General features: G+C 60.2%; 11 protein-coding genes. 6 read left to right on the top strand and 5 right to left on the bottom strand.

Annotated features, from left to right (window positions below):
• Positions 1-1,439 precede the first annotated feature (1,439 nt).
• Positions 1,440-1,625, bottom strand: a complete 186-nt coding sequence (locus HV796_RS37205) for a hypothetical protein (protein ID WP_343053065.1) — start codon at positions 1,623-1,625, stop codon at positions 1,440-1,442.
• A gap of 560 nt (positions 1,626-2,185) precedes the next feature.
• Complete coding sequence (locus tag HV796_RS37200) at positions 2,186-2,671, bottom strand: type II toxin-antitoxin system HicB family antitoxin (protein WP_175232842.1); 486 nt, start codon at positions 2,669-2,671, stop codon at positions 2,186-2,188.
• Between the two features lie 843 nt (positions 2,672-3,514).
• On the opposite strand from HV796_RS37200, the gene HV796_RS37195 reads away from it, so the two are divergent.
• Positions 3,515-4,234 carry an IS6 family transposase gene (locus tag HV796_RS37195; RefSeq protein ID WP_175232846.1) on the top strand — a complete coding sequence of 240 codons (720 nt, stop codon included), beginning with the start codon at positions 3,515-3,517 and terminating at the stop codon, positions 4,232-4,234.
• A gap of 85 nt (positions 4,235-4,319) precedes the next feature.
• Here the strand turns inward: HV796_RS37195 and HV796_RS37190 are convergent, their stop codons facing one another.
• Complete coding sequence (locus HV796_RS37190; protein ID WP_175232845.1) at positions 4,320-4,526, bottom strand: hypothetical protein; 207 nt, start codon at positions 4,524-4,526, stop codon at positions 4,320-4,322.
• An 875-nt stretch (positions 4,527-5,401) separates the two neighbouring features.
• The gene (locus tag HV796_RS37180) at positions 5,402-5,653 is read right to left on the bottom strand and encodes a DUF1488 family protein (RefSeq protein WP_175232840.1); all 252 of its coding nucleotides are present in this window, start codon (positions 5,651-5,653) and stop codon (positions 5,402-5,404) included.
• A gap of 638 nt (positions 5,654-6,291) precedes the next feature.
• Between HV796_RS37180 and HV796_RS37175 the strand changes: the two genes are divergently transcribed.
• The 5 genes from HV796_RS37175 (at position 6,292) to HV796_RS37155 (ending at position 12,830) form a co-directional block, all read left to right on the top strand.
• Positions 6,292-7,023: a CBS domain-containing protein gene (locus tag HV796_RS37175; RefSeq protein ID WP_175232839.1), complete on the top strand. Its 732-nt coding sequence runs from the start codon at positions 6,292-6,294 to the stop codon at positions 7,021-7,023.
• A 449-nt stretch (positions 7,024-7,472) separates the two neighbouring features.
• Complete coding sequence (gene acs / locus HV796_RS37170) at positions 7,473-9,446, top strand: acetate--CoA ligase (RefSeq protein ID WP_175232838.1); 1,974 nt, start codon at positions 7,473-7,475, stop codon at positions 9,444-9,446.
• A gap of 56 nt (positions 9,447-9,502) precedes the next feature.
• Positions 9,503-10,102: an acetate uptake transporter gene (locus HV796_RS37165; protein WP_175232837.1), complete on the top strand. Its 600-nt coding sequence runs from the start codon at positions 9,503-9,505 to the stop codon at positions 10,100-10,102.
• A 50-nt stretch (positions 10,103-10,152) separates the two neighbouring features.
• On the top strand, positions 10,153-12,528 hold the full coding sequence (locus HV796_RS37160; RefSeq protein WP_246356263.1) for an HAD-IC family P-type ATPase: 2,376 nt from the start codon (positions 10,153-10,155) through the stop codon (positions 12,526-12,528).
• A 62-nt stretch (positions 12,529-12,590) separates the two neighbouring features.
• A complete protein-coding gene (locus HV796_RS37155) occupies positions 12,591-12,830 on the top strand; it encodes a UDP-glucose 4-epimerase (RefSeq protein WP_175232836.1) in 240 nt (79 codons plus the stop codon).
• Here HV796_RS37155 and HV796_RS37150 read toward each other — a convergent pair.
• Positions 12,827-13,765 (bottom strand): lysylphosphatidylglycerol synthase transmembrane domain-containing protein, encoded by a 939-nt coding sequence (locus HV796_RS37150; RefSeq protein WP_246356262.1) that lies wholly within the window; start codon positions 13,763-13,765, stop codon positions 12,827-12,829. The genes HV796_RS37155 and HV796_RS37150 overlap by 4 nt on opposite strands.
• Between the last annotated feature and the right edge of the window lie 338 nt (positions 13,766-14,103).

Here is a 14,103-nt window from a genome sequence, read left to right as displayed (position 1 = left end):
CCGAAAAAAGTCGGTACGGTGGCAGACCGCGTGAAGCCCGCCGCGCGGGTTGGCCCGACCACGTACCAGCGCACGCACAGAATAATCACGTCGCGGTTGAAGTGACGGCCTGCGAACAGTTCGTCCAGACTCTTTAGATTGCTCATTGCCGGATGATGAGATCGGGGAAGCAAAACTTTAACCGATTCACCGTCACGAATTGCACCAGAACCGTCGGCACTGCGTTGCAACCCTTCGACCGGAAGTCTGCATCCGGCCGTGGGCTATCTTCTGTGTCCGGGTCTGCCCGGCTTGTCCGGATGCGTCTACCACTACCTGAGCAGGGATCATGCGTTTGAACATCAAGCTACAGTGGATGATCCCAGCGGGACCGAGCATTCCCGGACAGTGAGTGGTGTTCTGGTCGGCATAAGCTCCAATCCACTGGCTCGAGGCGTGCAAAGACGGCATACCCCCACCTGGCGCTACTGCCAACACGATTGTGGCCATGTAATCGCCGCGCTGAGTTACGCAGCGGCAGCGCTCGACTGGTGGACGCGGCTGCAGGCGGTGCAGTGGCCAACCCTTGCTTGGTCGATGGCCGCCACCCGCTTGCGCCAGCAATGACAGGAAACGGATTCAGCGACTTGAATCGGCAAACTACACACGGCCGCTGTCACGAAGAAAGCACCGACGAATTACGCGCAGCAAAACTGCCGGCATCGGCATCGTTTCCCGACTTACGCCTATCCGAATGCCCCCCGTGAATTCATCGAAGGCGAGATGCGGGCACACGGCTTTATGCAGGCATCGCGCTCTGCCGGCAGGATTGGCTTCCGGTGTTCGATCATGCTCAGGGCCAGCAATGGCTGCCCCATTGTCAATGCTCGGTGTGGATGCAACTGAACATCACCCCACCCGGGAGCCGGTCCATCAGATCGATACCACGGCGAAAGAACGGCATATGTCGGGATCTGCGTTCCTCGCGCTCGCTGCCGCGCACGAAATGGCAAACGGTAATTGATGATAGTCCGCCCAATAGACGAGTCATCGGCGGTTGCGGCCCACTTTTACAACTATTTTCTGAACGTAGTCGCGTTTCCCGAGTCAAACTTGACATACGGCGAATAGCCGCGCGGCGCCGCGGTTTTCTTTGCAGTACAACCGGGTTCGTAACGAACCGACATCAATCCGAGAACAACCGCGTCGAGGCCAGGCAGCGATCCAGCGGCGCGCACAGCAGTTTGAGCATGGTAAGCGCAAGCAGGCCGAAGCTCAAAACGACGGCGTCGAACATAAATCTCAAACGCCCAATGCGCCTCAAACCACGGGACAGCGCGTCTGATAAGCGTCAGACGCGCGACTGCTGAAGAGCAGTCAGCAGAAGCCGGCCAAGCGCCGGTTTTTTTTGTCTGGAGGCGTGCGAGAAAAATGCCGGGAGCCGAAACGGAGCGGGGTGACTACATGCGACCGGGAGCGAGAAAGCTGAGGTCCCTTACATCGATCGCGGCGTGGCCGGCGATCTCCGCTACGAAATAAGGCCAGCGACGGGAAAACGGTCCGCCCCGGATCTTGATACGCTCGCCGGGCGCCGCCACGCCGGGAAGTTTGACGTGTCCTTCGAAACGAAACCAGACGTCGAACATGTCCACTTCGATGTGGATACCAAATCAATGTGAAATTCGAAACCGCGATACTCGATTGTTCGTTACATGAGGACCTCCAGCCTCGCACCGCCATACGGCGGGTCGATCAATGGCCGACCGATTCTTCTGGGTCGTTGCGTTCAGACGCCCGAGAATGAGTTTAGACCGCCAATGCCGACGGCCGATGCAAGACGATTTTTAGCGTTTGGCGAAGGCAGGCTTTAACGCGCCCGTTGCCGTTTGGCGCCTGGATTGAGCATCCAAGGACGTTTGCCCGTTCCCCACCCCAATGACGTCAGCGCGCCTCGTGGATTCAAAGAGGCCAGCGTTTCGTCGGCCTTTTCCGCGCTCGTCGTGAGTCGACGAACTGGCGTTTCGTTTGACGCGCCAAAATCCACTAAATAATGCGACCGCCAACAGCGAGCCACTTCCGGGCTTCTCTTATCCACTGTTTGGGTGCTCTTTACGGGATACGGACTGGCATAGCCGGTACTACCGGCACACCACCCTCGGCGCGGGTCTCCTGCAGAGCGCGCCACCTGTTGCTTTCTTCCAGTTCTTCAAGGTTGACTTGATCGCCGATCATCATTTGCTCCTAATATGGAAATAAAACTCTTCGCCGGGGACGAAGGCGTCTGCGCAATTCGCGACGCTCGGTTCTCTTCCAGTTCGTGCATCGCCGCCCGCGAAAAAAAGGCAGCCCGCGTCATATGATGTTCCGTTGCCGCCGCGTCGACGCGATCAAGCAGGGTGTCGAGAATGTTAAACCGGACTTCGACGGCTGTCGAAGACACGCGTGCCAGATCGATTTCGACGAACACCCAAAGTCCATCGCTGCCATCCGCTCTGAGAGCGCGTAGCTCTGTGTCACTGGTTGGTGCGGAGATTGGCTGATCACTACCGTCATATGCCTGTTCGATGAGCCACTGCGCGTTGAGTTCGATTTCTGCGCGGGAACTTCCGATCAGGTCGACTCGCGGAAAATCGGGAAAATGCGCACGCAACTGGGTACTGCTGATGCGATTGACGTAAAGCGGATATTTCATGGTAGGGCTCGATCTTTCCAGCGGACGGATAGGTGTACGTTCGCGACTCACAACTGCGCCGGTTGAATTTTGCCGTCGATAATGTCCTTGCCATATTGCAATGCAAGGTTTAGTGCGTCGACGGATAGAGCGGGATCGGTTCCTGCAAACTGCACCGTATAGCGCCGTGTCCCGGCATTGGAAGACGGTCCAGCACCGATCCTCACGACCGATGCAAAGCGTCTCGACCCTTTGGCATATGGGTCCCGGTGCGGGGGAAGACCTGGTTTGAATAGGCACGCAATTCGTGCCCTCTGTATTCGATGGTTGGAATCGTCATGATAATGTGTTCCTGTTAAGCAGAATTTGAGCGAGTAGACGCTAGCCGCAAACTCTGCTGCCGTAAGCCGTTTGGTCGAACTGGTACAGCGACACCGAAATCCGCACCAACTTCCGTGAAAATGCGGCATACGTATGGCCTTTGTTCGGATAGTTCATGGACGGCGCCACGGCTTGGGCACGGCCATCCCGCCGCCACTCACGTGACGAGAACGCGGACTTCGGCGCAGAGAACGTGAGGGTGAGCCGCCACTGGGGCATTCGAAGGCTCTGGGCTGCCGACGGACAGCCGGAAGAGCGCTGGGTTGACCTGTGTCTGCTAACCGCACAGTAGCGCTTATGGACGGCGCTGCAGCCGCTTGGTGCCAGGACAGTTGCATATCAAACAATTTTGCGGATGAACCCACTGTATACCCTCTGCAGATGAAATACAGCGAATCCGGCACACATAGGAAATATGGTTCTGGTGCAATTCGTGACGGTGAATCGGTTAAAGTTTTGTTTCCCCGATCTCATCATCCGGCAATGAGCAATCTAAAGAGTCTGGACGAACTGTTCGCAGGCCGTCACTTCAACCGCGACGTGATTATTCTGTGCGTGCGCTGGTACCTGCGCTACAAGCTTAGCCTGCGTGATCTTGTCGAAATGATGGCCGAGCGTGGGCTGTCGCTGGCCCACACACCGATCCTGCGGTGGGTAAAGCGCTTCACGCCGGAGTTCGTCAAGCGCTGGAACCGTTTCGGCAAGCCTGCGGGCACGTCGTGGCGCGTCGACGAAACGTACCTGAAAATCCGCGGCAAATGGTTCTACCTTTATCGTGCGGTGGATCGGACTGGACACACGGTGGACTTCCTGCTCAGGGCCAAACGCGATGTGAAGGCAACCAGGGCTTTTTTCAGCAACGCAATCAAACATCGGGGCCAGCCACCCAGGACCATCACGCTCGATGGCTATGCCGCCTCACATCGTGCTGTGCGGGAGATGAAGGCCGCCGGCGTGCTGCCGGAGGACGCGAAGGTCCGATCCTCGCAATATCTGAACAACCTGATCGAACAGGACCATCGCCGCATCAAGTCAAGGACCAATGTCACGCTCGGGTTCAAGCATTTTAGGAACGCTGCGACAACCCTTGCAGGCATCGAGTTGATGCAACGCATTCGCAAAGGTCAATTCAATCTCGCTAAGCTGGGCCTCAAAGATGTCGCTGCGGCCGCCGTCTGGAACGTTGTTCTGTCGATTCTGTAAGGATGCCTATTTATATAAGCAGTATTCTCCTGACCATTTATATTCACCAGAGCCATCCGCACCACTGCAGATTGACATGGCCGCATCATTCTTTCCCCCCGCCGTTGATCCCGCTTCCACTTCTCCAGACCTGCTTGCCCCGTTCGGAGAGTTCGCCACAACTATGTGTCGCGTCGGCCTCGGTACCTTCTACCGCCATCTCGCCGCCAGCTTGTTCCTGTGCCTTCTGTTTCTGCCCGTGGCGCGCGGCCACGGCTTCATCGTGCGATCTGCCTGCGTAATTCAGGGTCATTTTGCCAACTCCTTCACGTAACAGTCCCTCTGACTGGAGGCGCCATCTGGCGCGAGTCATATCCGGGAATACAATCCCAATTGATTGCGTAGCCCAATACATGGTGTTCATCGAGCCAGCGAATCTCCCGCTTTCGCAGAGCGTTGCGCCTATACCGACGCAGATCTGCGACTTACGGTGGCCAATGACGTCGCCGAGAAGTTGCATGTTCATATCCCGGCCAGTCTGGGATGCGCCGCCACGCCTCCGCACCCGCGCGTCGTGTTCATGAACTGAACGGCTAGACGCTGGTTATTCGGGCCGCGGGTGACGAACGTGCGTGTGGACTCCCCATGCTCCCAGCCTTGCCCAGACACGCTTGCCCCAAGATTTCTGCAACAGGTCACCATCCGCATCAATGGCTGTCGTATTCTGCTCCGGCGCGACAGCCGCGCCAGACTCGGTTGCAGGCGCCCCGGCTTCTCTCCGTTTCCTGTTTTCCGCCATTTCTACCGTGTCCACCTGGTCATCCGTCATGCTGCTCTCCCACTTTTATGAAAATCGGTCCGAGTAGTGGCTTTTTGGGCTGTGTCGGGGACGGTGAAGGGACTGCTCATCGAATGGTGTTTCAAGTTCATGGGATGCCGGGGACCTGACGCAGACTGGCCGTCTCACGTGATCTTATTTCGTCGCTGCGCCGGCGGTCTTTGAGGCAGGGGTGTGCAGACTGATAGCCGCCAGGACACTGTCGGTCAGGTGGATGCCGACGAGTAACTCAGACGGATCATCGCCATCAGAACCGAGGGACTAATGTCGCTTCTTTCACAGGTGGTCCGGGCGTCCAGCAAGATCCGGAGCTGGCAGATTCCGGCGCACTCCCGCGACACAGCCACAGCTTATGAAATTGAATACCGGTTCTGCGGACCGTTGACATACAGCTTTTTCGCGATTTCGAGGATCTTTTCACGACCCTGGTCGAAGGCACCGAGTATCGACCGCTCATCGGATCCCACGCCAGGTTGCAGATTTCTTAGCATGGCGTCGTCGACCAGGAAGGTGATTTCGCGCGAATTGTCGTATCCCCAGAAACACACACAATGCCGGGAAGCATCGTAGCTCCGGCTGGGGTTGGGGAATTGAAGTGCCACGATCAGCCCGTAACGCCCGTGGCCACGTAGCGCCACTTGCTAGCATTGGAGTCGATGGCGGCGTAACTGGCGCGCCTCTTTTCCGCTCGCAAAGCGTCCGCTGTATCGATTGCGTGAGCACGCGTCCTGCGCTCGATGGAATACTCGCTTTCGCTGCTAGTCGTGAAAGTGGTGGATTTAATTGGCGATCGCATCATGGAGCCCGGAGATGGAGGTCGCTCAAGGCGACCGACTCTCTCACTGTATACCCTTTGGGTGGTCCTACAGTCTTTTCTTGTCTGAACCAGGGAGTGTAAGCGATAGGGAGGCCACTGAAGCTTATGAGGGACCGAATCCAGCCTGGAGCAGACGGTCCCGCTCGTCAGACGCTCGCCAGCAAGGTGGCCCACGGAGCGACGGTCGCAATCATTGCAACAGGGCGGTTCTCGCGATTCAGCGCGCGCCGGTTTTCTTTGCCCTGTGATACGCATTCTCCCCCACGCGAGGCGTACACTGAATCGCAAGGCGCCAGGACGGCGCCTATATCACGCTTTCAGCCGCATCCTCCCCGATCCGAGATCCGCTGCTAACCGCGTTGGGCGGGCATTTCCATCATAGAAATCTGAACGAGGAGCAATGTCGTGCTAGTCAGAGACGTAATGAGCGAGCCAGTCTGCGTGCAGGCGGAGGAAACTCTCGATACTGCCGCCCGCAGGCTGAAGAAAGAAAATATCGGCGCTCTGCCGGTATGCCAGCACGACTGCGTTATCGGAATGATCACGGATCGCGATATCACGATGCGTGGGGTCGCCGATGGACGCAATGTCGCCGAGATGACAGTACGCGAGGCGATGTCGGCCGAGATCCTTTTTTGCTTCGGCGACGATACGACCGAAGAAGCCGCGCGGATCATGCGGGAGAACCACGTGCAGCGTCTGGCCGTTCTCGATCGTGCTGACAAACATCTCATCGGTATCGTGTCGATGACCAGGTTAAGCGGTGGCGCCTCGGAGCGCCGACCCTACGAGGTGATCTTCCATAAGACGCTTTTTGATCACCAGGGGCATCCGCATCACGGTGAGTTGATGCGCATTGCAGTGGCCCAAGGCACAAAAGAACAGGCAATTGCGACGGCAACTCGTCAGTTTGAAGAGATGAAACAGGTCAAATCCTGGAATCAGCTCGCTAACGGATACGACGTCATCAGCGTTCATGTCGATGCACGAGGTGCAACAGTCGAACAACGCGAGCCGACCTCGGAAAGAGAAGCCCGTATCTTGCGAAGGGCGCGGGAAATATGGGAGCGTGAAGGTACCCCGGAAGGACGCGATAAGGAGATCTGGGGACACGCTGCAGGCGAGATCGACCACGAGGACCGCGTTCCGGGATGACGGGCCGTACGACAAAGACGAACGGCCAATCATACTCACGTGGTGTACGCTTTCCTGAATCAATGAGCACCCAATAATCTTCCGGGCCGGTACGGCACCGTACCGACTTCCCCCCAACATACGCGCAGCGTCGCCGTAGGCCTGCAGTGTTTCCCAAGCGCAGCGACCCAGGCAGTTTCGCGTGACCGGGCGTCCCCGACCGACTCGTCCGCCGTCCCCGAATGGCGCCAGGAACGGCCATCGCGAGATCCATCCGATCCCGTGGATTGCTTTGCCATGCCCGACGCAGCGGGGCCCGCGGTCATCACGCTGCGCGACAACATATTGAAGTTACCTGGCAATTCTCTGCCTGGTCAGATTGCGCACGGCTACTGGCTGCGCCGAAGCGCTGCAACGAATAGCCGAAAAACATCTATAGAGCACGCGTGAAAGCGTGCGAGGGACACGAAATGTCAACTACCGAATCAATTCTGGAGGAGCCGCAGGCCTTCCTCCCACACGCCAGCGTGGCGGCTTACGCCGCGATCTCCGGCATGGATGCCTACCGCGCGCTGGTCGCCGAGGCAGAGCGCGACTACCCGGCATTCTGGGCTCGTCTCGCGCGCGAAACACTGCAGTGGAAAACGCCGTTTTCTTCGGTTCTCGACGAATCGCGTGCTCCGTTCTATGAGTGGTTCAGAGACGGCACGCTGAATGCGTCGTACAACTGCCTCGACCGCCATGTCGAAGCAGGCAACGGTGATCATGTCGCCGTGATCTTCGAAGCCGACGACGGTACCGTCACGCAAGTGACGTATCGTGCGCTGCTTGAACGAGTGTGCCGCTTTGCCAATGCGCTGCGAACCCGTGGCATAAAGAAGGGCGATCGCGTGGTGATCTATATGCCGATGTCGATCGAAGGCATTGTGGCCATGCAGGCCTGCGCCCGTATCGGCGCGACCCATTCAGTCGTATTCGGCGGCTTCTCGTCGAAGTCGCTCAATGAGCGGATCGTCAATGTGGGCGCGGTTGCGCTGGTCACCTGTGATGAACAGATGCGCGGCGGCAAGGCGTTGCCGCTGAAGAATATTGCGGATGAAGCCCTCGCGATGGGCGGCTGCGAGGCGGTGAAGAGCGTGATCGTTTATCGGCGCACGGGCGGCAAGGTCGCCTGGCACGAAGGACGCGACCTGTGGATGCACGAACTCACACAAGCCGAGGAGGGCACTTGCGAGCCGGAATGGGTCAACGCAGAACATCCGCTCTTCATCCTCTATACGTCCGGTTCGACCGGCGTGCCGAAAGGCGTGCAGCACAGCACCGGCGGCTTCCTGATGTGGGCCGCGCAAACCATGAAGTGGACTTTCGACGCCAAGCGCAGCGATGTGTTCTGGTGTACCGCGGACATCGGCTGGATTACCGGTCATAGCTATATCGCGTATGGTCCGACGGCGATTGGGGCGACTCAGGTGGTGTTCGAAGGCGTGCCGACCTGGCCGAACGCCGGCCGCTTCTGGCAGATGATCGCGAAACACCGCGTGACGGTGTTCTACACAGCGCCAACCGCGATCCGCTCGCTGATCAAGCTGGCCGAATCCGATCCGAAGGTGCATCCGGACCGTTTCGACCTGACGACACTGCGTCTGCTGGGCACGGTCGGCGAACCGATCAACCCGGCTGCGTGGACGTGGTTCTACGAGCACGTCGGCCACAGCCATTGTCCTGTCATCGACACCTGGTGGCAAACCGAAACGGGCGGTCACATGATCGCACCGATGCCGGGCGCCACGCCGCTCGTGCCGGGTTCGTGCACGCTGCCGCTGCCGGGCATCATGGCCGCGGTGGTCGATGAGACCGGCCGCGATGTGCCGAACGGACAGGGTGGCATTCTCGTCATCAAACGTCCATGGCCCTCGATGTTGCGCAACGTATGGGGTGATCCGGACCGTTACACGAAGAGTTACTTCCCTGAGGAACTCGGCGGCAAGCTCTATCTCGCGGGTGACGGTGCGGTACGTGACGAGGACACCGGCTACTTCACGATTACCGGGCGTATCGACGACGTGCTCAACGTGTCGGGCCACCGGCTCGGCACGATGGAGATCGAGTCGGCACTCGTCGCCAATCCGCTGGTTGCGGAGGCCGCCGTCGTCGGTCGCGCTGACGATACGACCGGCGAGGTTGTCGTCGCGTTCGTGGTGTTAAAGGGCAAACGGCCAACTGGCGACGACGCGATTGCAATCGCGAACGAACTGCGCGCATGGGTGGGCAAGGAGATCGGGCCGATTGCGAAACCGAAGGAAATCCGCTTCGGCGAGAATCTGCCTAAAACCCGTTCCGGCAAGATCATGCGGCGTCTGCTGCGCTCGCTGGCGGCCGGCGAAGAGATCACACAGGACGTATCCACGCTGGAAAATCCGGCGATTCTCGATCAGCTCGGGTGACCTCTCGCGAAGCTCGCGGCCTTCCCCGGATCGCTTTTCATCTTCAGGAGCAGGCCATGGCCAGCGCACCGATCCGAACTACACTTGCGAACCCTGCGCCACTGGGTCTCGCTGGCTTTGCATTGACGACGTGGCTGCTGAGCATGATCAACGCCGGCTGGTTTTCGGGCGAGTCGATGGGCCTCGTGCTCGCCTGCGCACTCGCTTACGGCGGGACTGCGCAGGCCATTGCCGGCATCATGGAGTTGCCGCGCGGCAATACGTTCGGCGCGACCGCCTTTCTCAGCTATGGGGCTTTCTGGTGGTCGTTCGCACTGTTCGTGCTGTTTCTGCATGACAAGGTGCCGGCCGCGTTCGTCGGCTGGTACCTGTTCCTGTGGGGGACGTTCACGTTCTATATGTGGCTGGCCACGTTCCGCTCGCCGCGCGCGTTGCAGGCCATCTTTCTGGCGCTGTGGATCACGTTTGGTCTGCTGGCCGGCGGCGAGTGGACCGGTTCGGTCATCTTGCGCATGGCGGGCGGCTACCTGGGACTTGTGACGGCGGCGCTCGCGTTCTACCTCTCGGCGGCCGATGTGATCAATGAGGTGCACGGTCGAGTCGTCCTGCCGGTTGGCGAACCACGGGTGTTCAGTCGACACGCTGTGGCGCTCTGATCGTCCAATGGGGTATCGGCTGCAGATTGTTTCGGCCCAGGAGAATGAGTGTGGCATCTGCCGTTACGCCCGTGCCGATCATGGAAGCGGTAAGCCAGCCGGATGGAATGGTCAGGACCGGTCTGAGCGGCAGTGAAGCGCGCCGCAGGCGCGCCGAGTCGGGCACGAACACGCTCCCCGACACGTCGCCAAGCACGTGGCGCATGGTGCTGGAGAAGTTCTGGGCACCGGTGCCGTGGATGCTTGAGGCCGCCGTGATCTTGCAGTGCGTGCTCGGCCGCTTCGTCGAGGCCGGGATCATTGCAGGACTGCTGGTGTTCAATGCCGTTCTGGGCGTTTTGCAGGAGAGCCGGGCACAGGCGACGCTGGCCGCATTGAAGTCGCGCCTGGCGATGAACGCCTCTGTACTACGCGACGGAACATGGTCGATCGTTCCGGCGGCGGATCTTGTCAAGGGCGACGTCGTCAAGCTCTCGCTCGGCGGTGTGGTGGCGGCAGATATGCGGATCGTGTCCGGCAACGCACTGCTCGACCATTCGATGCTGACGGGCGAATCTGTACCGATCGAAGCAACGTCCGGCACGCAGACTTTCGCCGGAGCCCTCGTGCGGCGCGGCGAGGCGTTGGCGCTCGTGACCGCCATCGGTGCGAATACGCGCTTCGGCCAGACAGCGGAGCTGGTGCGTACCGCGCATGTGGCGAGTTCGCAGCAAAAGGCCGTATTGCTGGTGGTCCGCAATCTCGCGGCGTTCAGCGTGACCGTGATCGCCTTTCTGGTGTGCTACGCGTTATATCTGCGCATGCCGCTCGCCGACATCGTGCCGCTGATCCTGACAGCGGTGCTGGCGTCTATCCCCGTTGCACTGCCAGCCACTTTCACGCTGTCGGCTGCGCTCGGCGCGCGAGCGCTTGCGGCGCAGGGTGTGTTGTCGACCCGCCTGTCCGCCGTCGACGAGGTCGGCACCATGGACGTGCTGTGTGCCGACAAAACCGGCACGCTAACCTGCAATGCGTTGAGTGTAAGCACGGTCGCGCCGATGCATGGTTTCGACATAAGCCACGTGCTCACGTTGGCGGCGCTGGCGAGCGCTGAAGGCAATCAGGATCCTGTCGACCAGGCGATCCGCGACGCGGCGTCGCGTATTGCGCATACCACCGCGGCCGGCGTGTTGAAGCTTGCCGCGCTAAAACCGTTTGATCCGTCGACAAAGACATCCGAGGCGACCGTGACCGATCCATCGGGGAAGATCCAGCGTATCGTCAAGGGGGCATCCGCGGTCGTCGTCTCGCTGTCGCAAGCTTCGCCGACCGCGCAGGCACGGGCGGCAGAACTCGAAGGTCAGGGCCTGCGTGTATTGGCAGTCGCGGCGGGCGCGACCGATGCATTGCAACTGGTCGGCCTCGTCGCGCTGAGCGACCCGCCGCGGGCCGATTCTGCGGCGCTCATCAAGGAGTTGCACGGGCTTGGGGTGCGTGTCGTGATGGTAACGGGCGACGCACCGGCCACGGCCGCGATCGTCGCGCAGGCGATCGGCCTCACCGGTCCGACTTGCCCGGCGGGCTACGTCCCCGATCAGGTTGAACCGCAGGCATTCGCCGTGTTTGCTGGTGTTCTGCCGGAAGACAAATACAAACTTGTCAAGGCATTCCAGCAAACCGGCCACACCGTCGGCATGTGTGGCGACGGTGCCAACGACGCGCCCGCGCTGCGCCAGGCGCAGATCGGTATCGCAGTCTCGACGGCGACGGACGTGGCCAAGTCGGCGGCCGGCATGGTGCTCACCGAAGCGGGCCTCGGCGGCATCGTCATGGCTGTCAAGGAAGGGCGCCTGACGTTCCAGCGTATCCTCACCTACACGCTGAATTCAGTCCTCAAGAAGATCGCGACTGCCTTCCTGCTGGTGATCGGTCTCCTGATAACCGGTCACGCGATTCTGACCCCGCTGTTGATGGTGATTCTGATGATCGCGGGTGACTTCCTTGCGATGTCGCTCACGACCGACCGGGTCGAACCGTCCCCGTTGCCGAATGCCTGGCGCATCTCGAACCTGACCGTCGTCGGTGTGTTCATCGGCCTGGCTCTCGTGACGTTTTGCAGTGGCGTGCTAGCTATCGGCAAGTTCGCGATGGGCCTGAATATTGACGCCTTGCGCACGCTGACCTTTGTGGTCCTCGTATTCGGTGGGCAGGCCACGTTGTACGCGATTCGACATAGGCGGCGCATGTGGGGCACGCGGCCGAGCGTGTGGATGGTCGCTTCTTCGGTTGCCGATGTACTGATCGCCGCCGGTCTTGCGATGGGCGGAATCGCGATGGCGGCACTCCCCCCGGAGTTGATTGGTGGACTACTAGCGGCGACCGTGGTGTTCGCGTTCGCGCTCGCCGCAGCCAAAATTCCCGTGTTTGCGCATCTGAAGATCAGTTAGGTAGTTGGCAAACCGCGGGTGTCGAACACTAACCGCGTTGATTATGCGCGAGGCAAAACGTCATGAGCCTGTCAGGAAAAGTGGACGGCGGCGGCTGGACCGTCACGGCTTGCGCGCGCGAAAGCGGCGCTGAATTCGACTGTCTGATCGGTACGAGCATTGCTGCGCAAGACGGTCTGGTCGTGCGTGAATTCACGCACGACCAGATCTTCAGCACGCCGCAGGAGGCGGTACTGGAAGGCCTGAGAGCAGGCATGTCGTGGGTGGGCCTGACGACGTCGAATACGATCGGCGTTTCCTAGTGGCGCCGTATTTCCCGGCGTGCCAACCAGATGCCGGGCAGCATCGGCAGCCAGAACGTCAGGGCGCGCAGCAGAAGAGTGGCGGCGAGCGCGGCTTCCACCGACACGCCAAGCAAACTCAGCATCCCCACGGAGGTCGCTTCGAAGGTTCCCAAGCCGACCGGAATGGGACCGATAGTGGCCACCATCGACGCGATGATGAAGCTCACGAACACGACCCAAAGCGGCGGTACTTCGCCGATCGCATTGAACGCAAGCCAGAGCGTCAAGGCATCGAAGACGAAGATGGCCAGTTGTAGTCCCACTGTCTGCAACAGCAGGCGCGGGCTGCGCAGCAGGTGACCAGGCGCATCGGTCAATTCCTGAAGCAGCGTAGTGACGCCCAGGCACTTGCTGAGCCATGCAATCGGCGCACGCTGGCCCCATTGTTTGAGGCCCAGCACGGCAGCCGGAACCGCCACCGTCATGGTCACGAAGATCGCCACGCCGGCGATCAGCGGCACGTTCAGCCGATGCTGAAGCCACAGCACGCCGGCGCTTACGAGCACCACGAGCAGGTAGGCGACGTCGTACGACACCATGCCGACCAGCATGGCGGCCATCGCGATCCCGGCAGGGACTTGCCGGCCGGTCAAGCCTCGCACCACGAGCATCGTGCCGCTGATGCCGCCGCTCGGTAGCACCTGATCGGTAAACACCTTGGCGATGCCGAGTGGAATCAGGGCGCGCAGAGACAGGGGATGTCCGGCCTGGCGCAATGCGTTGCGCCATACGAATGCCGCGCTGACATAGGTGCAGGACTGAACCGCAAGCGCGACCAGCATCCATCCGGGACGCGCCGAGCGTATCAGTTCGGTCATCTTTTGCAGCGAACCGAGGTGAAGCACCACCAGAATGACGGCGAGAAAGCCCATCAGTCCCACGATCCAGAACATCAGTGAGCGCATCCGCGATGTTTTGCCGAGCAATCCGGGAGCGATGTGCACGAGGCCGGTTTCGGCGACAGGCCTCGTCTCAGGCAGCCGCGCGTCGCTTGCCGGCATAAGCGGGGTGCGCGCGGAGCGGATTTGCGGAGTGCCCATTGGATGAGATGCGATTGAAGGTGCTGCAAAAGTTCGAGCCAGGGCGGCGGGCATCACTTCGCCTGCCCGCCGGAGTGCTTTAAAAGCACGTTGCTCGCGAGCGCGTGCGATGTCGGTACGGTGCCGTACGCGGTCGGGTCAACCCGCGCGGCGGGCTTCATGCGGTCTGCCACCGTACCGACTTTTTTCGT

The sequence above is a fragment of the Paraburkholderia humisilvae genome, assembly GCF_902859855.1.
In the GTDB taxonomy this organism is placed as follows: Bacteria; Pseudomonadota; Gammaproteobacteria; order Burkholderiales; family Burkholderiaceae; genus Paraburkholderia; species Paraburkholderia humisilvae.
Note: the sequence above shows the minus strand (reverse complement) of the source record. Positions and strands in the feature narration are given on the sequence as shown.